Source organism: Crystallibacter permensis, assembly GCF_025960875.1.
In the GTDB taxonomy this organism is placed as follows: Bacteria; Actinomycetota; Actinomycetes; order Actinomycetales; family Micrococcaceae; genus Crystallibacter; species Crystallibacter permensis.
Map to the genome: position 1 here is coordinate 63,367 of NZ_JAODLR010000006.1, position 23,682 is coordinate 87,048.

The 23,682-nt window shown below is 63.4% G+C and carries 18 protein-coding genes; 4 read left to right on the forward strand and 14 right to left on the reverse strand.

The genetic code is table 11. The features are described from left to right. Positions 1 to 3: 3 nt before the first annotated feature. Positions 4 to 558 (reverse strand): DinB family protein, encoded by a 555-nt coding sequence (locus tag B0G38_RS09085; protein WP_264669145.1) that lies wholly within the window; start codon positions 556 to 558, stop codon positions 4 to 6. Positions 559 to 697: 139 nt separating this feature from the next. Here B0G38_RS09085 and B0G38_RS09090 point away from each other — a divergent pair, with 139 nt between their 5' ends. Beyond that, positions 698 to 1,648, forward strand: coding sequence for a helix-turn-helix transcriptional regulator (locus B0G38_RS09090; RefSeq protein ID WP_264669146.1), 951 nt, complete (start codon positions 698 to 700; stop codon positions 1,646 to 1,648). 60 nt (positions 1,649 to 1,708) lie between these two features. Here the strand turns inward: B0G38_RS09090 and B0G38_RS09095 are convergent, their stop codons facing one another. From B0G38_RS09095 to B0G38_RS09105, 3 genes are read right to left on the reverse strand one after another with little or no spacing between them, the layout of a single operon-like run. Next, on the reverse strand, positions 1,709 to 2,500 hold the full coding sequence (locus tag B0G38_RS09095) for an ABC transporter ATP-binding protein (RefSeq protein ID WP_264669147.1): 792 nt from the start codon (positions 2,498 to 2,500) through the stop codon (positions 1,709 to 1,711). A gap of 1 nt (position 2,501) precedes the next feature. Continuing rightward, positions 2,502 to 3,407, reverse strand: coding sequence for an ABC transporter permease (locus B0G38_RS09100; RefSeq protein ID WP_264669148.1), 906 nt, complete (start codon positions 3,405 to 3,407; stop codon positions 2,502 to 2,504). 19 nt (positions 3,408 to 3,426) lie between these two features. Then, the gene (locus B0G38_RS09105; RefSeq protein ID WP_264669149.1) at positions 3,427 to 4,434 is read right to left on the reverse strand and encodes an ABC transporter substrate-binding protein; all 1,008 of its coding nucleotides are present in this window, start codon (positions 4,432 to 4,434) and stop codon (positions 3,427 to 3,429) included. A 341-nt stretch (positions 4,435 to 4,775) separates the two neighbouring features. Here B0G38_RS09105 and hrpA point away from each other — a divergent pair, with 341 nt between their 5' ends. Further along, a complete protein-coding gene (gene hrpA / locus B0G38_RS09110; RefSeq protein WP_264669150.1) occupies positions 4,776 to 8,726 on the forward strand; it encodes an ATP-dependent RNA helicase HrpA in 3,951 nt (1,316 codons plus the stop codon). 28 nt (positions 8,727 to 8,754) lie between these two features. Here hrpA and B0G38_RS09115 read toward each other — a convergent pair whose 3' ends face one another. The 4 genes from B0G38_RS09115 to B0G38_RS09130 all read right to left on the reverse strand — a co-directional run bounded on the left by B0G38_RS09115 (position 8,755) and on the right by B0G38_RS09130 (position 11,969). Beyond that, entirely contained in the window at positions 8,755 to 9,183 is a 429-nt protein-coding gene (locus B0G38_RS09115) for an HIT family protein (protein WP_264669151.1), read from the reverse strand. Continuing rightward, positions 9,180 to 10,310 carry an NAD(P)-dependent alcohol dehydrogenase gene (locus B0G38_RS09120; RefSeq protein WP_319801234.1) on the reverse strand — a complete coding sequence of 377 codons (1,131 nt, stop codon included), beginning with the start codon at positions 10,308 to 10,310 and terminating at the stop codon, positions 9,180 to 9,182. The genes B0G38_RS09115 and B0G38_RS09120 overlap by 4 nt, the downstream gene beginning before the upstream one ends. A 25-nt stretch (positions 10,311 to 10,335) precedes the next feature. Next, on the reverse strand, positions 10,336 to 11,235 hold the full coding sequence (locus B0G38_RS09125; protein WP_264669153.1) for a sulfurtransferase: 900 nt from the start codon (positions 11,233 to 11,235) through the stop codon (positions 10,336 to 10,338). Between the two features lie 77 nt (positions 11,236 to 11,312). Then, the gene (locus B0G38_RS09130; RefSeq protein ID WP_264669154.1) at positions 11,313 to 11,969 is read right to left on the reverse strand and encodes an MBL fold metallo-hydrolase; all 657 of its coding nucleotides are present in this window, start codon (positions 11,967 to 11,969) and stop codon (positions 11,313 to 11,315) included. 111 nt (positions 11,970 to 12,080) lie between these two features. Between B0G38_RS09130 and B0G38_RS09135 the strand changes: the two genes are divergently transcribed. Continuing rightward, entirely contained in the window at positions 12,081 to 12,518 is a 438-nt protein-coding gene (locus B0G38_RS09135) for a Fur family transcriptional regulator (protein ID WP_169994263.1), read from the forward strand. Here B0G38_RS09135 and B0G38_RS09140 read toward each other — a convergent pair. The 6 genes from B0G38_RS09140 to guaB1 form a co-directional block, all read right to left on the reverse strand. Further along, entirely contained in the window at positions 12,505 to 13,407 is a 903-nt protein-coding gene (locus B0G38_RS09140; RefSeq protein ID WP_264669155.1) for a metal ABC transporter permease, read from the reverse strand. The genes B0G38_RS09135 and B0G38_RS09140 overlap by 14 nt on opposite strands. 2 nt (positions 13,408 to 13,409) lie before the next feature. Then, entirely contained in the window at positions 13,410 to 14,207 is a 798-nt protein-coding gene (locus tag B0G38_RS09145; RefSeq protein WP_264669156.1) for a metal ABC transporter ATP-binding protein, read from the reverse strand. Positions 14,208 to 14,276: 69 nt separating this feature from the next. Beyond that, on the reverse strand, positions 14,277 to 15,125 hold the full coding sequence (locus B0G38_RS09150) for a metal ABC transporter solute-binding protein, Zn/Mn family (protein WP_264669157.1): 849 nt from the start codon (positions 15,123 to 15,125) through the stop codon (positions 14,277 to 14,279). 286 nt (positions 15,126 to 15,411) lie between these two features. Next, a complete protein-coding gene (locus B0G38_RS09155) occupies positions 15,412 to 16,473 on the reverse strand; it encodes a hemolysin family protein (protein WP_264669158.1) in 1,062 nt (353 codons plus the stop codon). After that, on the reverse strand, positions 16,470 to 17,828 hold the full coding sequence (locus tag B0G38_RS09160; RefSeq protein ID WP_264669159.1) for a hemolysin family protein: 1,359 nt from the start codon (positions 17,826 to 17,828) through the stop codon (positions 16,470 to 16,472). The genes B0G38_RS09155 and B0G38_RS09160 overlap by 4 nt, the downstream gene beginning before the upstream one ends. A gap of 243 nt (positions 17,829 to 18,071) precedes the next feature. Next, positions 18,072 to 19,526, reverse strand: a complete 1,455-nt coding sequence (gene guaB1 / locus B0G38_RS09165) for a GMP reductase (RefSeq protein WP_264669160.1) — start codon at positions 19,524 to 19,526, stop codon at positions 18,072 to 18,074. A gap of 291 nt (positions 19,527 to 19,817) precedes the next feature. On the opposite strand from guaB1, the gene B0G38_RS09170 reads away from it, so the two are divergent. Beyond that, positions 19,818 to 23,639, forward strand: coding sequence for a multifunctional oxoglutarate decarboxylase/oxoglutarate dehydrogenase thiamine pyrophosphate-binding subunit/dihydrolipoyllysine-residue succinyltransferase subunit (locus tag B0G38_RS09170; protein ID WP_264669161.1), 3,822 nt, complete (start codon positions 19,818 to 19,820; stop codon positions 23,637 to 23,639). Positions 23,640 to 23,682: the final 43 nt, after the last annotated feature.

The following is a 23,682-nucleotide window of genomic DNA, read 5'->3' on the forward strand; positions in this document are numbered from 1 at the left end:
CCTCTACTGCCGGTGGGCAAAAAGGTCCCGCAGCAGCGCCACTTCGGCAAGATGATGGATCATTTCGCGGTTGATGTGCAGTACCAGCGCCGCCATGGAACGGTCCGCAAACTGCCCCTCTGCCGCCCCGCAGGGTTTCTCCAGGCCCGGCTCGCCCAAGGAACTCACGCCGTCGATCCAGCGGGCATAGTATTCGTCCAGCAGCGCCAGCGCACCGTCAGCGGTTCCCGGATAGTCAAAGCTTTCGTAGTCGACGGCCGGCCCGCCGAAGTGCGACGCATTCCTGGTTCCCAGCACTCCGACCAGGATATGGCCGAGCCGCCAGGCGATGGTGGTGACCGGTGCCGGATAGGGTTCGGGTATGGCGAAGTCGATCGTGTAATCACCCGAACCTACGGACATCGGCGCATGGCTGGTCCCGCGGTGGCGGACGTTCCAGCAGTCTTCCCCCGGTTCCCAGAAGTACTCCTCGTCGGTCAGCCCCTTTAGCCGCGGTCTGGCCTGGTTTTCCCAGTGCCACTGAACCTGGTCCAGCAGTTCGAATTCAGCGTTGAACACCTTTTTCCGCGCCCTTTCCCGATCAGCTCCGCCCACCGCGGCGCTGCAGCTTGTCTGGTTCCATCATGTCTGGCCGCCGCCGGTTTGCCCAGAGAATTCAGGACGGCCACTGTCCGCATTCGGGCGTAGATTTGTGTGCATGCTTGAAACGTCGGCACGGCTGCTTCAACTCTTGTCCCTACTCCAGATGCGGCGCGAATGGACGGGTTCGGCTTTAGCTGCGCGCATGAGTGTCACAGAGCGGACCGTCAGGCGGGACATCGACAAGCTGCGCAGTCTCGGCTACCCCATCAACGCGTCGCCCGGCGTGGCCGGCGGCTATCAGCTCGGCGCCGGCGCGCAGTTGCCGCCGCTGCTGCTGGACGATGACGAAGCCCTGGCCGTTGCACTGGGGCTCAGCGCCGTCACCGCCAGTCCCGTCTCAGGTGTTGCCGAAGCGTCGGTACGGGCGCTGACCAAGCTTGAACAGGTACTCCCGTCGCGGCTCCGGCCCAAATTCACCATGCTCAAGAACGCGGTCACCACATTGAGCAGCCCGCGGACTGTAGTGAACCCGGAGACGCTGACCAGCGTTTCCGCCGCCATTTCCGACCGCCGAGTGGTGGCGTTCCGTTACGCCAAGCCGGACAGCGAGTCCTCCCGGCGGATGGCCGAGCCGTACGGCCTGGTGGATACCGGACACCGCTGGTACCTGGTGGCCTGGGATCTGGGCCGCCAGGACTGGCGGACTTTCCGCGTGGACCGGTTCGAAAGCGTTCCTTCCGCACGGGAACGCTTCACACCCAGGCCGCTGCCGCAAAAGGATCTGGCAACGTATGTCCAGCGCTCGATCACACGCTCGCCCTACCGTTATGACGTCGTCGTACGCATTTTCGCACCGCTTCAAACGGTGGCCGAACGGATACCGCCCCAGGTCGCGGAGCTAACTAATGACGGCGGCAGTACTGTTCTGCATTCGGGTTTCGATTCGCTGGACTACCCCTTGATGCAGCTGGCCGCAATGGGGTTCGAGTTTGAAATCCTCCAGCCCGCCGAATTCAAGGACCGTGCGCTGGAGCTGGCGGGAAAACTGGCGAAGGCCGGACGCTAATGCGTCCGGCCTCCATCAATTCCGCCCAAACACTGGCCCGCAGCCCGTGTTCCGGCAGACCTACTGCAGCATGGTGCGGTCGTCCAGCGCGCCGCCCTTGATCTTTTCGAACTCGTGCAACAGGTCCTGGACGGTGGTTTTGCGCTTCTGCTCCTGGCCGATGTCCAGGATGATCCGGCCTTCATGCATCATGATCAGCCGGCTCCCGAGGCGCAGGGCCTGCTCCATATTGTGGGTGACCATCAGGGTGGTCAACTGGTGCCGTTCCACAACCTCCGCGGTCAAACGGCTCACAAGGTCAGCCCGTTGCGGATCCAGCGCGGCCGTGTGCTCATCCAGCAGCAGGATTTTCGGGCTGCTGAAGGTGGCCATGAGCAGTGAGAGCGCCTGGCGCTGCCCTCCGGAGAGGAGGCCCACTTTGGCTTTGAGCCGGTTCTCCAGGCCCAGTTCGAGCGATTTGAGCTCTTCCTGGAAGAATTCCCGCTTCTTCTTCGTGACACCGGGGCCCAGGCCTCGCGTCTTACCGCGCTCGTAAGCCATTGACATGTTCTGTTCGATCGTCATGTCCGGGGAGGTCCCGGCCATTGGATCCTGGAAGACCCGGCCAATGAATTTTGCCCGCTGGTGGTCCGCCAGTTTGGTCACATCGTTGCCGTCGATCCTGACCGAACCGGTGTCCGGTCGGAGCTTGCCCGAAGTGATGTTCAGAACCGTCGATTTCCCGGCGCCGTTGCTGCCAATCACCGTGACGAACTCGCCCGGCGTGAGCGATAGGTTGATCTCCTTCAGCGCCACCCGCTCATTGACAGTGCCGGCGAAAAAGGTCTTGTGCACATTAGTTATATCCAGCATGTCAGCCCTTAGCTCCCGCCCCGGTCAACGACTTCCTCATGTTGGCCAGTCCGCCGATCCGTTTGAAGAACTTCCATTGTGGCAGCACCAAGGCGGTGACCACCAGCACTGCGGAGATCAGCTTCATATCGTTCGGGTTCAGACCCGCCTGGAGGGCAAGCTGGATGACCACGCGGTACAAAACGGAGCCGAGAACTACGGCCAGCGAGGCAATGATGATGAGCCTCGAGCCGAAGATCGCCTGACCGATGATGACTGACGCCAGGCCAGCCAGAATCAGGCCGATGCCCATGCCGATGTCGGCGAACCCCTGATACTGGGCAATGAGTGCCCCGCACAGGCCGACCAGCCCGTTGGAAAGCGCGAGACCCAGGATTTTCATCCGGTCGGTGCTCACGCCGAAGCTGCGGATCATTTCTTCGTTGTCACCGGTGGCCTGCATGGCCAGACCAACGTCTGTGTGCAGGAACCAGTCGATAACGAACTTGACCGCCAAGGCAAACAGCGAGAAGACCACCACTGACATAGCGGTGCCAAGCAGACCGGCGTCGCGCAGGGGCGTAATGAGGGTTTCTTCGCGCAGCAGGGGCAGGTTTGCCCTGCCCATAATGCGCAGATTTATCGAATACAGGGCGATCATGGTCAGAATGCCGGCCAGCAATCCGTTGATCTTGCCCTTGGTATGCAGTATTCCGGTAATCCAGCCCGCAACCAGTCCTGCACCGAAAGCAGCGATGGTGGAGACCACGGGCGAGAAGCCGTTGATGATCATGATCGAGGCGACGGCAGCTCCGGTGGTGAAGCTGCCGTCAACCGTCAGATCGGGAAAATTCAGAATGCGGAAGGTCAGGTAGACCCCCAGAGCCATGATCGCGTAGATCAGGCCCAGCTCAACCGCGACAATCATGTGTCGGTATCCTCAGGTTCTACTCGATGACGCGGTCGGCGGATTCCAGCAGGGAAGCCGGAATCTCGACGCCCATGCGCTCAGCGGCTGCGGGGTTGACGACAACTTCCAGTTCGGAGGCCGTCTGGATCGGCATTGTTGCCGGGTCAGCGCCTTCGAGAACCTCGATGGCCATCATGCCCGTCTGGTAGCCCAGGTCCTCGTAGTTGATGCCCTCGGTAGCGACGGCACCGCCTTCAACGCTGGCGGCATCCGAGGCGATCACCGGGATCTTCTTGGATTCCGCAACGCCGATGAGCGACTTCAGGGCAGAGACAACATTGTTGTCCGTCGGTACATAGAACGCGTCGACATCCAACGACTGCGCGGCCTGCTGGACCTCGCTGGAGTTGCTGACCGTGGCTTCCTTGATTTCCAGCCCCATCTCGGCGGCGACCTTCTTCGCCAGGTCAACCTGGACCTGTGAGTTCACCTCGCCTGAGCTGTAGACGATGCCCACGCTCTTGGCGTCCGGGACCAGTTCCTTCAGCAGGCCCAGCTGTTCCTTGACCGGATTGAGGTCGCTCGTCCCGGTGATGTTGCCGCCGGGTGCCTCAAGTGATTCGACCAGACCAGCCTCGACCGGATCAGTAACGGCGGTGATGAGGATGGGGATGTCCTGGATGGCCTGGGCTGCTGCCTGGGCAGTCGGAGTGGCGATCGCGAGGACAAGGTCCTTCTGGTCGGTAGCGAACTTGCCGGCAATCGAGGTCGCAGTAGCCTGGTCGCCCTGTGCGTTCTGCTCGTCGTAGGTGACATTTTCACCCTCGGTGTAGCCGTTCTCGGCCAGGGCCTTCTTGAAGCCCTCCCGCGACGCATCCAGCGAGGGGTGGGAAACAATCTGCGTGATGCCGATTTCGACCATTTCGCCGGCTGCCCCGCTCTCGCCGGATCCGGCCTCGCCGCCGCCCCCGTTGCCACACGCTGTCATCAGCAGGGCCGAGGCGAAAAGCGACGCGCCCATGGTTGTGTATGTTGACCGTTTCATGCCAGTGATTCCTTTCAAATCGCAAACGTGCCGGATGCTCCCGGCCCGCTCCCCCAAGTCACAGCCGTCCATGCGCTCCACCACGTTGCTGACGGTGGAATTTGCCACTTGCCGGCGGCGTCATTACCCGGCTGCGGACACGGACAGTCATTCCCTGCGGAAAGTCCACTCTGATAGTACCTGTGAACAGCGTCACATTGTCTAATCTTCAGTGCAGGCTTAGGACAAGAGTCCACTCATACGGGCCTAAGAACGGACGATCCGTATCGAAATGCCAGTTCGGCTACGGTTCTGTCCATGGATGTGTGGATGCTTGGGAACCGATAAACTGGTGCGCAATCATGACACTGAAAATCACCTATCCCGAGATGTTGCCGGTTTCGGAACGGCGGGATGACATCATGGCGGCCATTGCCGCCAACCAGGTCACCATCATTGCGGGCGAAACCGGCTCGGGGAAGACCACCCAGATTCCCAAAATGTGCCTTGAGTTGGGGCTCGCGGAGAAGGGCTTGGTCGGCCATACCCAGCCTCGCAGGCTCGCCGCCCGCACCGTTGCCGAGCGGATTGCGGAAGAACTTGACGTCAAGCTGGGCGAGGAAGTCGGCTTCCAGGTGCGATTCACCGGTCAAGTCGGCCGCAGCACCCGGGTCAAGCTCATGACGGACGGTATTCTGCTCGCCGAAATCCAGCATGACAAGCTGCTGAAGAAATACAGCACCATCATCATCGACGAGGCGCACGAACGAAGCCTCAACATCGATTTCATTCTGGGCTACCTCAAGCGCATTCTGCCGCAGCGCCCCGATCTGAAAGTCATCATCACCTCCGCCACCATTGATCCGGAGCGCTTCGCCAAGCATTTCGGCGACGATGAACCGGCGCCGATCATCGAAGTTTCGGGCCGCACCTACCCGGTGGAAATCAGGTACCGCCCGCTCAACATGCCGGCCGGCACCATCGACTCGGACGACGAGCTGGAGGAGGACCGCGACCCTCTTGACGCGGTCTGCGATGCCGTGGACGAACTGGCCGGCGAAGCCCACGGGGACATCCTCGTCTTCTTCTCCGGGGAGCGGGAAATCCGCGACGCCGCGGACGCCTTGCGGGCTCGGGTGCAAACCAACCGCCGGTTGGCGGGAACCGAGATCCTGCCGCTCTATGCCCGGCTCTCCCTGGCCGAACAGCACAGGGTCTTTTCGCCCGGCACCGGCGGGCGTCGCCGGATCGTCCTGGCCACCAACGTGGCGGAAACGTCGCTGACTGTACCCGGGATCAAATACGTCATCGATACCGGCACGGCCCGCATCTCAAGATATTCGCACCGCACCAAGGTCCAACGTTTGCCGATCGAACGGATCTCCCAGGCCTCCGCCAACCAGCGCTCCGGCCGCTGCGGCCGTGTCAGTGACGGCATCGCGATCAGGCTGTATTCGGAAGAGGACTTCGAGGCCAGGCGCGAGTTCACCGATCCCGAAATCCTGCGCACCAATTTGGCCGCTGTTATCCTCCAGATGACAGCCATGGGTGTGGCCCGCAGCCCGAAGGACATCGAGAATTTCCCGTTCGTCGAGCCGCCGGAGACCCGGGCGATTAACGACGGCGTCAACCTCCTCCGCGAGCTGGGCGCCCTGGCTGACCCGGGCAATCCGGCGGACGCGGTCCGCGAACCGCAAGCCTCCGGCCGCGGCGGCGGCCGCGGCCCGCGCCGCGAACCCGGCCTGACCGCCGTCGGGCACCAGCTAGCCCAGTTGCCGGTGGATCCCCGTCTGGGCCGCATGATTGTCGAAGCAGGCAAACGCGGGTGCGTCCGCGAGGTCATGATCCTCGCTGCGGCACTGACCATCCAGGATCCGCGTGAACGGCCGTCTGCGGACAGCGGCAGCAAGCAGCAGCAGGCCGCCGAACTGCACAAGCGCTTCGTGGACGAGAACTCGGACTTCACCGGCATCCTGAACCTGTGGCGCTACGTGCAGGACAAACAGAAGGAACTTTCCTCCACCCAGTTCCGCAAGCTCTGCCGCACCGAGTTCATCAACTATCTGCGGATCCGTGAATGGCAGGACCTGTTTGCCCAGCTGAGGCAGCTCGCCAAGCCGCTCGGCATCACGCTCTCCGCCGGCAGCGAAGTAGACCCTGTGGGCAAAAATGACGACATCCACAAGAGCCTGCTGGCCGGCCTGCTCAGCCACATCGGCGCCTACGAGGAGCGCAAACGCGAATACGCCGGTGCCCGCGGCACCCGCTTCGCGATTTTCCCCGGTTCTGCCTTGTTCAAGAAGTCACCGGAATGGGTCATGGCGGCCGAGCTGGTGGAGACGTCCCGGCTGTGGGCCCGGGTAGCTGCCCGGTTCGATCCCGTGTGGGCCGAGGAAATCGCCCCGCAGCTGCTCAAACGAACCTATTCCGAGCCGCACTGGTCCCGTCGTCTGGGTTCGGTCATGGCCTATGAGAAGGTCACGCTTTACGGCGTCCCAATCATCCCGCAGCGGCGCATCCAGTACGGCAGGATCGACCGTGAACTTAGCCGGGACCTGTTTATCCGCCATGCCCTGGTTGAAGGTGACTGGCGTACGCACCACAAGTTCTTCCACCGCAACCGCGCCCTGCTGGCCGAGGTCGAAGAGCTGGAAACGCGTACCCGCCGACGCGGCCTGCGCGTGGATGATGAGGCGCTTTTCGAGTTCTACGATCAGCGCATCGGCGAGAACGTGGTCTCTGAACGCCACTTCGACAAGTGGTGGAAGGCGGCACGGCAGGAAAATCCAGCGCTGCTGGACTTCGACCCCGATGCGCTCCTGACCGAAGAAGCCGAAGAGCTCGATGCCGGTGCCTTCCCGAAAATTTGGCGCCAAGGCTCGTTCGAGCTACCGCTGAGCTACGAATTTTCGCCGGTAGCTCCCGGCGGCACACCCAATCCCTCGGACGGTGTCACGGCGGAAGTCCCGGTGCTGTTCCTGAACCAGCTCGATCCGGCGCCTTTCCGCTGGCAGATTCCCGGCCTGCGGGCAGACCTGGTCACCGCCTTGATCAAGTCCCTGCCCAAGCAGGTGCGCAAGAACTTTGTGCCGGCCCCCGATGTTGCCCGTACGGCTGCCGCGGCTCTTGCCGAGGAGTTTGTTCCGGAAGAAGACGGGCTGGAGCCCTCGCTGGAGCTGGTGCTCCGCCGGCTCAAAGGACACGTTGTCCCGCCTGGTTCATGGAACTGGGAGGTAGTGCCGCCGCACCTGCGGATGACGTTCCGTGTGGTGGACTCGCGCGGAAAAGTCCTCGGCGAAGACAAGGACCTGGCCCGGCTGCAGGAAGAACTTGCACCCCAGACCCGCCGCGCCATCGCCGAATCACTCGGTGCCACCCCCAAGACGGCCAAGCCGGCAAAGCAGGCGAAGGCATCGACGCCTGCTGCTCCTCAGACCACGGGGATCAGGGAACAGACAGGGCTGACCGAGTGGGCGGGCGGCACGCTTGAACGCGAGGTCAAGCGGTTGGTAGCGGGCCACACGGTCACCGGCTATCCGGCGTTCGTGGATGAAGGCCAGACGGTCGCGCAGCGGATCTATCCCAATGCCGCGGAGCAGGAGTCCGCCATGCGCTCCGGCGTCATCCGGTTGCTGGCGCTTCGGGTGCCGTCCCCGCAGCGCTACGTGCTGGACCATTTGAACAACACCGAGAAACTCACCTTCAGCCAGAACCCGCACGGCTCCGTCGCCTCGTTGATCGATGACTGCACGCTGGCGGCCATCGACAAGCTGGTGCCGCAGGAGCTGCCCTGGTCCAGGGAAGAATTCGACCGCCTGTATGAGGTAGTCCGTGCGGAACTGATCGACACCGTCTTCTCCGTGACGGCCGTCGTCGAAAAGATTCTCTCCGGCAACCGGCGGATCCAGAAATCGCTCAAGGCCAGCACGAGCCTGGCCCTGATCAGCGCGCTGAACGATATCAAGAGCCAACTCGAGCAGCTGGTCTACCCCGGTTTCGTCGCCCGCACGGGCTATGCCCAGCTGAGCCATCTTCCCCGCTATCTGGCCGCGATCGAGCGCAGGCTGGAGAAGCTGCCAACCAACGTGGCGCGGGACGGCCAGCAGATGGCGGCCGTGCAAAAGCTTGAAGACGAGTACGACGACGCCGTGGCGGCTCTGCGTCCCGGCTCGCGGCATCCCGGGGCGCTGCGTAAGGTGCGGTGGATGCTCGAGGAACTGAGGGTCAGCTTCTTCGCCCAGGAACTGGGAACGGCCTATTCCATTTCGGAGAAGCGCGTGCGTGCTGCCCTGAACGAGGCCCTCGGCCAGTGACGCCGGACGGACGGCCCGGCGTCACTGGCTAATCTGCCGGGACGAATTCGCCGTAGCCGGCGTCGCGCAGTCCCGTGCGCAGTTGCCGGGCGTTGTTCTCCATACGTTCGGGATCCGGGTTCTGCTCTGCCCGCTTGAAATCGAACTCGGCTTCCGAGCTGGCCGGCCACACGTGGAGGTGGAGGTGGTCCACCTCGAACCCGGCGATGATCATGCCTGCCCGCGGCACGCCGAACGCCTCAACCTGCACCTTGCCGATGGTCTGGGCAACGGCCGTCACCTTCTGCCACAGCTCCGCCGGCGCGTCCGTCCAGCGGTCCACTTCCTGACGCGGAACCACCAGCGTGTGGCCATCGGCCAGCGGGCCGATGCTGAGGAAAGCAACGACGTCGTCGTCCTTCCACACGAATTTGCCGGGGATCTCACCGTTGATGATTTTCGTGAACAGGGTGCTCATGCTGTCTCCTTCACAGATGCTATATCCAGGACAAACCGGTACTGCACATCACCGGCAACCATGCGGTCGTACGCGTCATTGAGCTGGTCGGCGGTGACCATTTCGATATCGGAAGTGATGTTGTGTTCGGCGCAGAAATCCAGCATCTCCTGGGTCTCGGCGATCCCGCCGATCATGGAGCCGCCGTAGGCGATGCGCTTGCGGATGAGCGCGCCAACCGGAACCGGTGGCATGTCATCCGGTGGCAACCCCAGCTGGATGAGCGCGCCATCCCTGCGGATGGTCCGCAGGTAGGGACCGAGATCGTGGGCAGCGGCGACGGTGTCGATGATCAGGTCGATGCTGTCCCGGACGTGCGCCATCGCGGCGCGCTCCGAGGAGAGGACTACCCGGTCTGCCCCCAGTACGCGGGCTGCCTCGGCCTTGCCTTCCGACGTAGTGAACACCGTGACCTCGGCGCCCATGGCCTTGGCGAGCTTGACGGCCATGTGCCCGAGGCCGCCCAGACCCACAACACCCACCGAGTCGCCGGCCTCCACGCCGAAGTACCTCATGGGTGAGTAGACGGTGATGCCGGCACACAGCAGCGGGGCGGTGGCCGCCGGGTCGAGGCTCTCCGGAACGCGCAGACAGTAATTTTCGTCGACGACGATCGAGGTGGCGTAGCCGCCCTGGGTAGGCTCGCCCCCGCGCCGCCGATCGGGCACACCGTACGTACCGGTGGAGCCGTTCTCGCAGTACTGTTCCAGGCCCTCTTCGCAGCTGACGCATTCGCGGCAGGAATCCACCAGACAGCCCACGCCTACCAGATCACCGATCGCGTGGAGCGTCACGTCCTGTCCAATCCCCGTCACCCGTCCGACGATCTCGTGGCCGGGCACCAGCGGATACCGCGACGGCCGCCACTCGCTGCGCACAGCATGCACATCCGAATGGCACAGTCCGCAGAAGGCAATCGCGATTTCCACGTCGTGGGGTTCGGGCTCACGCCGCTCGATCTGCAGGGGAAGAAGCCCCGACGTCGGCGATGTCGCGGCATAGGCCTGCGCGGTGCTCATGGATCTCCTTGGATTCGGCGCTGGCAGGGGCTGGCCCAACGGCGGCGGTTGGGGGCGGCCAAGACTCATACAGCGACGCTACCCTGTTGCCGCATCAGCCTGCCAGTTGCGAACGCGGCGCTGTCCCTGGTTCAGAGGTGGCGTCGACCGCGTGCCCGCCCGGCTCGCTTCCCAAAGCCACTGGCAGTTCCGAACGTTGCGACCACTGCGACCAGGAACCGGGGAACAAGGCCGCCTCGAGGCCGGCGTGGGCCAGCGCGGCAACCTCATGGGCCGCCGTAACGCCAGACCCGCAGTAGACTCCAATCGCCCGGCCCGGCAGCACACCCAGCTCGCCGAATCTGGCGGCCAGCCGTTCCGGGGGCAGGAACCTGCCCGCTGCATCCAGATTGGAGCCGGCCGGAGCGTTGACGGCGCCGGGGATATGACCCGCCTTCGGATCCACCGGTTCGTTCTCGCCGCGGTACCGCTCCGGTGCCCTGGCATCGAGCAGCAGCCCGTAGCTGGTAAACTCCGTGACTTCGTCGAGTTCCAGCACGGGCATGTGGCCCGGCTTCAAGGTGACGCAGCCGAGGCTTGGCATTTCGTCGCCGCGATCGGTTTCAAAGCCCGCATCCCGCCAGGCTGCCAGTCCGCCGTCGAGCAGGAAGACGTTGACAAAGCCGCCGTCTTTGAGCAGCCACCACAGCCGTGCGGCGGATAGCCCGCCCACATTGTCATAGGCGACCACAATATCCCCGTTGTTAATTCCCCATTCCCGTGCTGCTTCCTCGAAAGCGGCAGCGTCCGGCAGCGGATGGCGCCCGGCCCGCGGGGACGGCGGTGCGGCCAACTGCGTTTCCAGATCGACGTAGACAGCGCCGGGAATGTGCTCGCCAAGATAGTGTTCGCGGCCGTGGGGGTCGCCCAGCGCCCAGCGGACATCGAGTACAACCGTGCGGAGGCCGGAGGTCATCCGGTCCTGCAGGGTCCGTACGTCCATCAGAGTCCTCATGAGATCTCCTCCTGAACTGTTGCCGGCCCCGTTGCCGGCGGATGTGCTGCTGCCCAAGGGTTCGGGCAGCTGGGTTTTCACACTGTGACGCTCTGCCCCGGCTCCAGATGCTCGTAGCGCGTGCCGTACCGTTCGCCGAAAGACGTCACATGTTTTTCGACAATACCCTTGCCCGCGCTGTTCAGCAGGCCGTCATGAATCGGGAACGCCCGCTCTGCGCGCATTGCGGTGACAAAATCGATCACCTCACCGACTTTGGACCAGGGGGCGTGGATCGGCACCAGTACCGTTGAAACCTGCAGGCCATGGGGCACGATAAAGGAATCCCCCGGGTGGTACACCTCGTCATTAATCAGGTAACCAATGTTGGCCACCACGGGGATGTGCGGGTGGATCAGGGCGTGCTGCCCGCCAAACGTGCGGATGTCGAAGCCGGGGATCGAAAACCGGGTTCCGGAGTCCGATGCATGGATTCGCGCGGCGGCCTCGGGCACCAGCGCACGCAGTTCCTCGGCCACACCTGACGGGGCGTAGACCTGCAATTCCGGCATGGCAAGGATGGCGGAAGGCAGCCGCTCCCGGTCGACATGGTCCTCGTGTTCGTGAGTAATCAGGACGGTGCCGGCACCGTCCAGAGCCTGGTCGACTTCGGAAAGGTTTCCGGGATCGAGGACCAGCACCTGGCCGTCGCGCTCAAGCCTGACACATGCGTGGGTGTACTTGGTTAGCAGCATGGTCCCAGCCTACCCAGCCGGTGCCATCCGGCAACCGGTCCCGGGCCGGCTGATAGGCTGGAGATCAGCCTTCAGGCCGCACCACCCGCTGTCAAGGAGACCTCCCACGCAATGTCGACCCCCTCTGCCGATTCCCAGGCGCCCCGCCGCGGTTCCGAGCAACGAGTGACCCGGCAGCGGCTCGCCGTCAGCGGCGCGCTGGACAGCCTCGATGATTTCGTCAGTACCCAGGAACTGCACCGGCTGCTGCACGGCCGCGGTGACTCCGTCTCGCTGGCTACCACGTATCGGATTCTGCAGTCCATGGCCGAGGACGGGCAGGTGGATGTGCTGCGCAAGGACGACGGCGAGGCCGTGTACCGGCGCTGCGCCGTTGAGCACCACCATCACCACCTGCTCTGCAGGGACTGCGGCAAGGCCGTGGAGATCGAGGCGCCGGCAGTGGAACAGTGGGCCTCCCGTGTTGCGGCCGAACACGGCTACACGCAAGTCGCACACACCGTGGAAATGTACGGGCTCTGCCCGGAATGCAGCGCTAAGCGGCAGTAACTTTCACCGCAGCGATGTCCAGGGAAGCACTTCGACGTGTCCTGCCCAGCTTGTCGCGCCGTGCACCGATCAACCGGCAGACCAGGTAGATCAGGAACGAGATCGTGGTGACGTAGGGGCTGATCGGAATCCGCCCGCCCAAAGCCAGCAGAATGCCACCCACCACGGAAACCAACGCGAAGATTACGCTCAAGCCGACCACCAGGCGAGGCGAAGCGGTGACCCGAAGTGCGGCAGCAGACGGTGTGATGACCAACGCCAGCACCAGCAGCGCGCCCACTATCTGGATGGACAGGGCGACCGCCAGGCCCAGCAGGAACATGAACCCGATGGCCAGCTTGCCCACGGGCACTCCCCGGGCTTCGGCAAGATCCGGATCCGCGCTGGCAAACGTCAGGGGCCGCCAGATCGCCAGCAGGGCCACGATGACGAACAGCGAGCACCCCAGCATCACATTCAGTTGCACGGTGTCTACCGAGACGATCTGCCCGGTGAGCAGGCCGAACTTATTCGCGGACCTGCCCTCGTACAAGGACAGGAAAAGAATGCCCAGGCCCAGACCGAACGGCATGATGACCCCGATGATGGAGTTCCTGTCCCGTGCCCGCATGCCCATGACGCCGAGGATGACAGCGGCAACCACGGAGCCCAGCAGCGAGCCGAAAACCACGTTGGCGCCGATGAGGAGCGCGAAGGCGGCGCCGGCGAAAGACAGTTCGGCGATGCCGTGGACGGCGAAGGCCAGATCCCGCATCATGACGAAGGTTCCGATGAGCCCGCCGACCAGGCCGAGCACGGCTCCGGCGATGAGCGAGTTGGTCACCAGCGGAAGCAGCTGCGAGTAGTCTTCGAAGTTGAAGACCGCGTTCATGAACTCGTTGAGGTCCATGCTCAGTCCTCCCCGCCGTGGTGATGGGTGGTGGCGTCCGGCAATCCGACCACGATGATGCGGCCCTCGTTATGGATGACTTCGACGTGGCTGTTGTACATGTCCGACAGGACTTCGGTGGTCATAACATCTTCAGGCGCCCCGACCCGGAACTGGCCGCCCGCCAAATACAGCACCCGGTCCACGTAATCGATGATCGGGTTGATTTCGTGCGTCACGAACACCACGGCGCTGTTCTGCTCATGGCATTGCGTATTGATCAATGCACTCACTGCCTGCTGATGGTGCAGGTCCAGCGACAGCAGCGGCTCATCGCACAGCAGCACCTTGGGATCCGTAGCCAGCGCCTGGGCGGCCCGCAGCCGCTGTTGCTCGCCGCCGGAGAGCAAGCCGACCGGAGCCTCGGCATAGGACGCGGCACCCACCAAATCCAGCAGTTCGTCCACGCGCCGGCGGTGCTTGCGCCCATTGAGCCGGACGCCCCAGCGATGACCGTCCAGGCCGAGGCCAACAAGGTCCCTGGCGCGCAGGGGCGTGCCTGGGACAAATGACTTCTGCTGCGGGATGTAGCCGATATCGCGGCTCCCCCGCGCGACCGAACTGCCGTTGATACGCGCACTTCCGTGCGTCAGCGGCTGCAGCCCGAGCAGTACCCGCAGGAAACTCGTCTTGCCGGATCCGTTCGGCCCGAGCACTGCAAAGAACTCGCCCGGGTTGATCTCGAGGTCCAGATCATGCCACAGCACGCGGTTGCCAAAGGAAAGGGAGGCCCCCTGCAGGCTGACGGCGGGTGTTGTCACACGGTTCCTTGTACTCGGTCCGGTTGGCTGGGACAAGTCAATCACAGTACTGCTGGTCATGGTCGTCACTTAGGCCGCGAGCACGGTGGAAATATTGTCCAGATTGCTGCCCATCCACGACACGTAGTCCTGGCCTTCGGGCAGCGTTTCAGTGAAAACAACGACGGCGACGCCGGCCTCTTCCGCCAAGGCACGCAGCTGTTGCGTCTGGGGGCCTTCTGTCTGCTCGTTGTAGGCCACGAAGCTGACGGTTCCCCCGCTGATCAAGTCCTGGGTCTCCTTGACGGCAACCGGCGCGGCATCGCTGCCCTCTTCGACCGCCTGCAGGAAGTCGGCCGGAGTCTCGTTGTGCAGGCCGAGCGCCTCGAGCAAATAATGCGGCACGGGATCCGTGGCCGCCACCTCGGCATTGCCAGCGCGTTCGGCCAGCGCATCGCGCTCCTGCACTAAGGCGTCGATGTCCTCGTTGAAGGCGGCGCTGTTGGCCTCAAACGTCGCGGCATTGGCTGGATCCAGCTCGCTGAGCTTTTCGGCGACGACGGCGGCCATCTTGCCCATGGTTTCGAAGTCATACCAGACGTGTTCGTTCAGGCCTTCAACATGTCCGTGGCCTGCGTGCTCGTCGTCGGCTTCCGGTTGGGCCGATTTCCCGGTCTGCCCGGCCAAACCGGAGACGTCCACGGCGGTGACGACGTAGTCGTGGTCCTTGTCGGTTTCATCGACCAGACCGTGCAGGAAGGGGTCATATCCGCCACCGTTTTCGATGACGACATCCGCTTCGGACACGGCGAGCTTGTCTCTGGCGGTTGCCTCGTAGGAGTGGGGGTCCTGCGAGATCTTGTTGATGATGGAGGTCACCTCCACGGCCTCCCCGCCGATAGTGGCCGCCAAGTCGCCGTAGACATCGGTGGATGCCACGACCTGGACCTTTCCGGCTTCCCCGCCATCCGTCCCACCGGTTTCGGAGCTACCTTGGCCGCAGGCCGAAAGCATCAGTGCGAGTCCGGCGACACCGGAAATAGCAGTCAGACCACGGAACGGCCGCATGGACACCTCGATCTACTCATAATGAGAATCAATACCAACAGGGAACTTTTCCAGTGTAACGTAACGCGAACCGTTCGCATTACCATCAATGCCTACTGCTGCTGTCTGCTGCCTGATGGGGCCCGGAGCCGTGACGCTCCGGGCCGGAGTCTCCGGATCAGGCACCCAGTCGGCGCACACCCTGATTCTGGGTGGTGTCCCGGATTTCCCCCACCAGTTCCTCGAGCACGTCCTCAAGGAAAAGCACTCCGTGGGTCTGGCCGTCGAGTCCAATCACGCGGGCCAGATGGGAACCGGTGCGCTGCATGACAGCCAGCGCGTCCTCGATTTCCTCATCGCGCGACAGGTTGGCCAGCGTGCGCACCTTGGTCACCGGAATGGCTGTGGAATACCGCTCCTCGGGAATCGTCATGATGTCCTTCAGATGCAGATACCCGGTGAGGTTAGCGTCGCCGTCGGCAACCGCGAAGCGGGAGAAACCTGTCCGGCCCACTACCCGTTCGAACTCCGCCGGCGTGGTGTCAACGCCGATGGTGACCAGGTCATCCAGCGGAACCATGATGCTTTCCGCTGTCTGGCCGGAGAACTCCAGCGAGCTGGAGATCAACCCTGCTTCGTCCTCTACCAGGCCGTGCCGGGTGGATTCCTGCACGATGGACTGGACTTCCTCCAGGGTGAAGGTGGAGGTCACCTCGTCCTTCGGCTCAATGCGGATCGCACGCAGAATGTGGTTCGCGGACCAGTTCAGGACAACGATCACCGGTTTGACGATCTTGCCGACAAAGACCAGAGGCGGGGCCAGCAACAGGGCCGCCTTATCCGCGGTGGACACCGAGATGTTCTTCGGTACCATCTCGCCGAAGGTCACGTGCAGGAACGTCACCAGCAGGAGGGCGATCACGAATGAAGTTCCATAGGAGACGTCGTGCGGTATCCCGATCCAGCGCTCCAGCGGAATCAACAGGAGTTCCTTGATGGCCGGCTCGGCGACATTGAGGATGAGCAAGGAACAGACGGTAATGCCCAATTGCGCACAGGCCAGCATCAGGGAAACGTTTTCCATGGCCCACAGCGTGGTTTTGGCCCGCTTCGATCCGGCTTCGGCCAGCGGTTCGATCTGGCTCCGCCGGGCCGACATAACTGCAAATTCGGCACCGACAAAGAAGGCGTTGCCAAGCAGCAGCACAACAAGCCAGAAGATGCCCATACCCGCGCTCATCGGACGCCACCTTCGGCAGCCGCGGTCCCGGGCGTCGTCGTACTGCCGCCCTCGCCGGCCACCGGAGCCGGAATGAACCGGACCCGGTCCACCCGGCGTCCGTCCATGCGCTCCACTTCCAGCACGCCGCCGGGTACGTCGACGCGGTCGCCGGCAGCAGCTATGCGGCCCAGCTCGCTCATGATGAATCCGCCGACGGTCTCATAGCCTGCTTCGTCCGGAACCGTGAGTAGCGGGATCTGTTCGGAGACCTCGTCCGGGCGCATCAGCCCGGGGAAGTACCAGTTGCCCGCAGCACTCTGCAGCACGCCGGGCTTTACCCGGTCGTGCTCATCGGAGACCTCGCCGACGATTTCTTCCACCAAATCCTCAAGAGTGACGACTCCCGCTGTGCCACCGTATTCATCGAGAACGACGGCAAACTGCAGGTTTGATGCACGCAGCTCCGACAGCAGCGAATCCAGGTGCACAGTCTCGGGCACCCGCAGCGCATCGGACATGATGGTTGCGGCGGCCAGCTCAGGCCGTTTCCAACGCGGCACTCCAATGGCCTTTTTGATGTGGACAACACCGCGGACATCGTCCGGCGAGTCGCCCAGGATAGGGAACCTCGAAAAGCCGGTTCTCCGGGCAGCCGCCACGATGTCTTCGACGGTGTCGTCGGCGTCGATGAACTCGACCCGGATACGCGGGGTCATGACATCGGCGGCCGAACGGCCGGAAAACCTCAAGGTCCGGGACAGGAAGTTTGCGGTACCCGCATCCAGCGTGCCCATTTCGGCGGACCGGCGCACCAGGGAGGCCAGCTCGGACGGTGTCCGGGCGCCCGAGAGTTCTTCCTTGGCTTCCAGGCCGAACAGATGAAGCACCTTGTTGGAAAAGCCGTTAAGGACGATAATCGCCGGTTTGAATACTGCGGTGAACAGCAACTGCGGCCGGGCAACGGCCTTGCCGACTGCCATGGGCAGGGCGATGGAGGCATTTTTCGGAACCAACTCGCCGATCAGCATCGAGAGCAGGGTTGCCACCGTCATGGCGATGACCACGCCGGCGGTCTGGATGATGGCTTCGGGCAAGGCCAGCATCGCCAGCGGCGCACGAAGCAGGCTGCTGATGGCCGGCTCCAGCAGGAAACCGGTCAGCAAAGTGGTCATGGTAATGCCCAGCTGGCAGCTGGAGAGTTGGGTGGAAAGGGACTTCAGGCACTTCATCACCGCAACGGCGCCCTTGTCGCCCTTGTCAATGGCCCGCTGCACGGTGGCCTGGTCCAGCGCCACGAGGGCGAATTCAACCGCCACGAAGAAGCCGGTTCCGAAGATCAAAAGCATGCCGGTGGCAATCTGGATCCACTCCATCAGAGGACCACCACCGCACGCGGTGAAGTTATGAGCGCAGACTGCGCCGGCGGGGGCTTGTCGTCAGAGCCCGGACTGGAAGGCTCCTGTCCGGCCGCCGGGGCGTCAGGAAGTGAATGATGGGCACGTGTACGGGGTCTGCCGGTGCTGTGTGAGCCATCCGATTGCGTTGCCACTGCTGCAATCGTGCCCACGGACCGGCGCCTAGAATAGCTGTCCATTATTCGTTAAGCGTAGCAGGCGCTACCAGCTTTGCGGCAGCGGCCGGCCTTCCTCATAACCAGCCGCGGACTGCACCCCGACGATGGCCCGCTCACGGAATTCGGCCAGATCGGTCGCGCCCGCATAGGTCATGGAACTGCGCAGTCCCGACGTGATTTCGTCCAGCAGGTCTTCGACGCCGGGGCGGGCGGGTTCAAGATACATCTTCGACGAGGAAATGCCTTCCTCAAACAGGCCTTTGCGGGCACGCTCGAACGCCCCTTCGCGCTGCGTCCGGTACTGCACTGCGCGTGCGGAGGCCATGCCGAAGCTCTCCTTGTACTGCCGCCCGTTGCTGTCGGTCATCAGGTCTCCCGGGCTTTCGTAGGTCCCGGCGAACCAGGAACCGATCATGACCTGGCTGGCGCCTGCAGCCAAAGCCAGAGCCACGTCCCGGGGGTAACGGACCCCGCCGTCGGCCCAGACATGGGCGCCGAGCTCACGGGCGGCCGCCGCGCATTCGTACACGGCGGAAAACTGCGGCCGGCCGACGGCGGTCATCATCCGCGTGGTGCACATCGCGCCGGGGCCCACGCCGACCTTGACGATGTCCGCACCTGCTGCGACCAGATCGCGTACCCCTTCCGCGCTGACCACGTTCCCGGCCACCACCGGGACGGCAGGATCCAGCCCCCGTACAGCCCGCAGGGCGTCGAACATCTTCTGCTGGTGCCCATGGGCAGTGTCGACAACAAGAACGTCGACTCCGGCCTCGAGCAAGGCGGCGGCTTTGGCCTGGACGTCTCCGTTGATCCCGACGGCAGCTGCCACCCGGAGCCGCCCCTCATCGTCCACGGCAGGGCTGTAGATCGTTGAGCGCAGCGCACCGGTGCGGGTCAGCGCCCCGAGGAGGTAACCCTCGTCGTCGACGACCGGCGCGAAACCGACCCCGGCGCCGTCGAAAAGCTCGAAGGCCTTCCGAAGCGCAGGCTGGAGTTCACCGGAAAACATCGATGCCTGCAACGTCAGCGGGTGCTCTCGCATGACCGATTCCAGCGAGGCGAACCTGTCCACGCCTTCGCATTCGTCAGCCCGGACCACCCCGAGGCAACGCCCTTCGCCGTCGACAATCGCAACGGCTCCATGAGCGCGCTTGTTCATCAGGTGCAGCGCGTCGATGACGGTGTTGGAGGGCTGCAGTTTCAACGGGGTTTCGTAGACCGCATGGCGTGCCTTGACCCAGCCGGTGACTTCGGCCAGCACGTCGAGGGGAACATCCTGGGGCAGGACCGCCAGACCACCGCGGCGGGAAATCGTCTCCACCATCCGGCGACCGGTCACAGCGGTCATGTTCGCCACAACCAGCGGGATCGTGGTCCCCGTTCCGTCCCCCGAGGCCAAGTCCACGTCCAGCCGTGAGACCACTTCCGACCTTGAGGGGACCAGAAAAACGTCCGAGTAGGTCAGATCCGTCTGCGGCTGATTGATGAACTGCATGTTCTGCTCCTGAAATCGACGTGCAGGCAACGACAGCATGAGTCTACGACGCCGAGCCAAATCACCGCCGCACCGCTTCTGAGGGGTCTGTTGGTGCTTCGTCACATTGGTTTCAAAACAATCGTAGGAGATTGGCCTGCACAGTGGATGTGTCATTAGACTGGCTAGAGGTCCAGACCCGGTGCGTCCAAACGCACCTCACGCGCCCGTGACGACTGCAGCAGGTTATTCATGGGCCACAGCGTGTGGTCTGCAGGGCAAGCGGCAACACATGGAAGAGGCGTATAACAAGTGCCAGAGCATCCCAATCTTCGTCTACCCGAGGAATTCGGCGGTAACGAATGGCTCGTCGACGAAATTTACGAGCAGTACCTCCAGGACAAGAATTCGGTGGACAAGAAATGGTGGAGCATTTTCGAGTCGGCCGGCGCCGGCTCGGCTCAAACCGCTAATGGCAATGCGCCGCGCGCCGAAAGGGAGGAAACCGACCCCCAGACGCGCCAACTGCCGGTAGTCAAGGAGCCCAAGGGCACCCCAGCGGCTTCCGCCGAAACCACCGCGGACAACCGCAGTGCGGAAAAGCGGATCCCTGCGGATGCCGAGCCTGCACCCAACACTTCCAAGGACAAGGCAGTGCCCGCCGCCGCTGCCGATGCGGCCAGCAAGTCCGAGCCGAAGACGGCTCCCATCCCGGCCCAGCTGCCGAAGTCTTCGCCCAACTCCCAGACCGAGGATGACAAGGTCACGGTCCTGCGCGGTCCGGCCAAGGCCATCGCCACCAACATGGACCAGAGCCTGACTGTCCCGACGGCTACGACAGTGCGCGCTGTACCCGCGAAACTGCTGATCGACAACCGCGTGGTCATCAATTCGAATCTGGCCCGCGCCCGCGGTGGCAAGGTCTCCTTCACCCACCTCATCGGCTACGCAGTCATCAAGGCACTGGGCCAGTTCCCCAGCCAGAACGTGCACTACGACGAGGTCGATGGGAAGCCCGTTGCGGTCCAGCCGGCCCACGTCAACTTCGGCATAGCCATCGACATGCCGAAGCCCGACGGTACCCGCCTCCTTGTTGTTCCCAACATCAAGAAGGCTGAAACCATGAACTTCGCGGAGTTCTGGCATAACTACGAGGACCTCATCAAGCGCGCCCGCGCCGGCAAGCTGACTGCCGACGATTATTCGGGCACCACATCCTCGCTGACCAACCCGGGTGGCATCGGTACCGTCCACTCCGTACCCCGCCTGTCCAAGGGCCAGGCGACCATCGTCGGCGTCGGCGCCCTCGAATACCCCGCCGAATTCCGTGGGGCAAGCGAGAAGACCATCGCCGCGCAGGGCGTTGGCAAGATCATCACGCTGACCTCCACGTATGACCACCGCGTCATCCAGGGCGCCGGTTCCGGCGAGTTCCTGCGACTCGTAGAGTCGCTGCTGCTCGGCGAGCAGGACTTCTACGACGAGATCTTCGAAGCTCTGCGGATCCCGTACGAGCCGGTTCGCTGGCGTCCGGACAACCAGGTTGACGTAGAACTGCAGGTCAACAAGATTGCCCGCATCCAGCAGCTCATTCACGCTTACCGGGTCCGCGGACACCTCATGGCGGATACCAACCCGCTGGAGTACGTCCAGCGCAAGCACCCTGACCTGGACATCCTCACTTACGGCCTGACCATGTGGGATCTGGACCGCGAGTGGGTCACGGGCGGATTCGGCGGCAAATCCCGGCTGAAACTGCGCGACATCCTCGGCGTGCTCCGCGATGCCTACTGCCGCACCACCGGCATCGAGTACATGCACATTCAGGATCCTGAAGAACGTAAATGGTTCCAGGACGAGCTGGAGCGCCCGTATGCGAAGCCCAGCCGCGAAGAGCAGCTGCGCGTCCTGGGCAAGCTCAATGCCGCCGAGGCATTCGAAACGTTCCTGCAAACCAAGTTTGTGGGCCAGAAGCGCTTTTCGCTGGAAGGTGGCGAATCCCTGATTCCGCTGCTGGACGCAGTGATCTCTGACGCCGCCGACGACGGGCTGGACGAAGTGGCCATCGGCATGGCCCACCGCGGCCGCTTGAACGTGCTGACCAACATTGCCGGCAAGACCTACGCGCAGGTGTTCCGCGAGTTCGAGGGGACGCAGGATCCGCGCAGCGTTCAGGGCTCGGGCGATGTGAAGTACCATCTGGGCACCGAGGGTACCTTCACCTCCGACAACGGCAACGAGACCAAGGTCTACCTCGCAGCCAACCCCTCCCACCTTGAAGCCGTTGACCCGGTCGTTGAAGGCATCGTGCGTGCCAAGCAGGACCGTCTCGACCAGGGCGACGGTGCGTTCGGTGTGCTCCCCATCATCATCCACGGCGATGCTGCATTCGCAGGCCAGGGCGTGGTTGCGGAGACGCTCAACCTGTCCCAGCTACGCGGCTACCGCACTGGCGGTACGGTGCATGTCGTCGTCAATAACCAGGTCGGCTTCACCACCTCGCCGCACGCCTCGCGCTCCTCGGTGTACTCCACCGACGTAGCCAAGATGATCCAGGCGCCGGTGTTCCACGTCAACGGGGATGATCCCGAAGCCGTTGTCCGCGTGGCACAGCTTGCGTACGACTACCGCCAGCGTTTCCACAAGGACGTTGTCATCGACATGGTCTGCTACCGCCGGCGCGGTCACAACGAGGGCGACGACCCCTCGATGACCCAACCGATGATGTACAACCTGATCGAAGCCAAGCGCTCCACCCGCAAGCTGTACACCGAAGCCCTCGTCGGCCGCGGCGACATCACGCAGGACGAGGCGGACCAGGCGCTGCGCGACTATCAGGAACGGCTGGAACGGGTCTTCGCCGAAACGCATGCCGCCCAGACCTCGCCGATTCCGGTTGTCACCAAGGACGCGGCCGCCGTCTCGGACATCGAACGCCCGCTGTCCCAGCAGGCCGAAGACGAGGTCCGCGTACCGACCAGCACCGCTGTCAGCACCGAGGTGCTCGCCCAGATCGGCAAGGCGCACGTCAGCATCCCCGAAGGCTTCACCGTGCACCCGAAGCTCAAGGCCCTGCTGGAGAAGCGCGAGCAGATGTCGCGTGAAGGCGGCATCGACTGGGGCTTCGGCGAAATTGCCGCCTTCGGCAGCCTGCTGATGGAAGGCGTTCCGGTCCGTCTGGCCGGCCAGGACTCGCGCCGCGGTACGTTCGTCCAGCGCCACGCCGTCTTCCATGACCGGTCATCCGGTAAGGAATGGGCACCGCTGACGCAGCTGTCCGAAGACCAGGCGAAGTTCTGGATCTATGACTCGCTGCTCTCCGAATACGCGGCCATGGGCTTCGAATACGGTTACTCGGTGGAGCGGCCGGATGCGCTGGTCATCTGGGAGGCGCAGTTCGGCGACTTCGTCAACGGCGCACAGACCGTTATCGACGAGTTCATCTCCTCGGCCGAGCAAAAATGGGGACAGCGTTCCTCACTGGTCCTCATGCTGCCGCACGGCTATGAAGGCCAGGGGCCGGACCACTCTTCCGCACGCATTGAACGCTTCCTGCAGATGTGCGCTGAAGACAACATGATCGTGGCCAACCCGACCACCCCCGCGTCGCACTTCCATCTGCTGCGGCGCCAGGCTTACAGCCGTCCGCGCAAACCGCTGATCATCTTCACACCCAAGCAGCTGCTGCGCCTCAAGGCTGCCGCGGCCAACGTCGAGGACTTTACGGAAGGCCGCTTCCAGCCGGTCATCCCGGAGATCCAGGAACTGAACGCAGGGGAAGTCGACCGGGTGGTCCTGGTATCGGGCCGGCTGTACTACGACCTGCTGGCTGCCCGCCAGAAGAACGGCGACACCAAGACGGCTCTGGTCCGGGTCGAGCAGCTATACCCGCTGCCAGCCCAGGAAATCGAGGCCGAACTGGCCAAGTATCCGAACGCCGAGGTGGTCTGGGCCCAGGACGAGCCCGCCAACCAGGGACCGTGGCCGGTTATTGGAATGATGCTGCCGCAGAGGGTGGACACAAGCCTTCGTCTGGTTTCCCGTCCCGCGTCCGCCGCTACCTCAACAGGTTCCGCCAAACGGCACGCTGTCGAGCAAGACGTCCTTTTGAAAAAGGTGTTTGAGCGTAAATAAGTAAGATGTTGGGTGGGGTGCATAGACGCCCCACCCACTTCTT

What these genes read in the sequence shown, in the direction of transcription:
- B0G38_RS09090 (WP_264669146.1), top strand. Translation starts at nt 698, where the DNA reads ATGCTTGAAACGTCGGCACGGCTGCTTCAACTCTTGTCCCTACTCCAG.
- B0G38_RS09125 (WP_264669153.1), bottom strand. Translation starts at nt 11,235, where the DNA reads ATGAGGACTCTGATGGACGTACGGACCCTGCAGGACCGGATGACCTCC.
- B0G38_RS09155 (WP_264669158.1), bottom strand. Translation starts at nt 16,473, where the DNA reads ATGAGCGCGGGTATGGGCATCTTCTGGCTTGTTGTGCTGCTGCTTGGC.
- B0G38_RS09120 (WP_319801234.1), bottom strand. Translation starts at nt 10,310, where the DNA reads ATGAGTCTTGGCCGCCCCCAACCGCCGCCGTTGGGCCAGCCCCTGCCA.
- B0G38_RS09100 (WP_264669148.1), bottom strand. Translation starts at nt 3,407, where the DNA reads ATGATTGTCGCGGTTGAGCTGGGCCTGATCTACGCGATCATGGCTCTG.
- B0G38_RS09130 (WP_264669154.1), bottom strand. Translation starts at nt 11,969, where the DNA reads ATGCTGCTAACCAAGTACACCCACGCATGTGTCAGGCTTGAGCGCGAC.
- B0G38_RS09105 (WP_264669149.1), bottom strand. Translation starts at nt 4,434, where the DNA reads ATGAAACGGTCAACATACACAACCATGGGCGCGTCGCTTTTCGCCTCG.
- B0G38_RS09140 (WP_264669155.1), bottom strand. Translation starts at nt 13,407, where the DNA reads ATGGACCTCAACGAGTTCATGAACGCGGTCTTCAACTTCGAAGACTAC.
- B0G38_RS09160 (WP_264669159.1), bottom strand. Translation starts at nt 17,828, where the DNA reads ATGGAGTGGATCCAGATTGCCACCGGCATGCTTTTGATCTTCGGAACC.
- B0G38_RS09095 (WP_264669147.1), bottom strand. Translation starts at nt 2,500, where the DNA reads ATGCTGGATATAACTAATGTGCACAAGACCTTTTTCGCCGGCACTGTC.
- guaB1 (WP_264669160.1), bottom strand. Translation starts at nt 19,526, where the DNA reads ATGCAGTTCATCAATCAGCCGCAGACGGATCTGACCTACTCGGACGTT.
- hrpA (WP_264669150.1), top strand. Translation starts at nt 4,776, where the DNA reads ATGACACTGAAAATCACCTATCCCGAGATGTTGCCGGTTTCGGAACGG.
- B0G38_RS09135 (WP_169994263.1), top strand. Translation starts at nt 12,081, where the DNA reads ATGTCGACCCCCTCTGCCGATTCCCAGGCGCCCCGCCGCGGTTCCGAG.
- B0G38_RS09115 (WP_264669151.1), bottom strand. Translation starts at nt 9,183, where the DNA reads ATGAGCACCCTGTTCACGAAAATCATCAACGGTGAGATCCCCGGCAAA.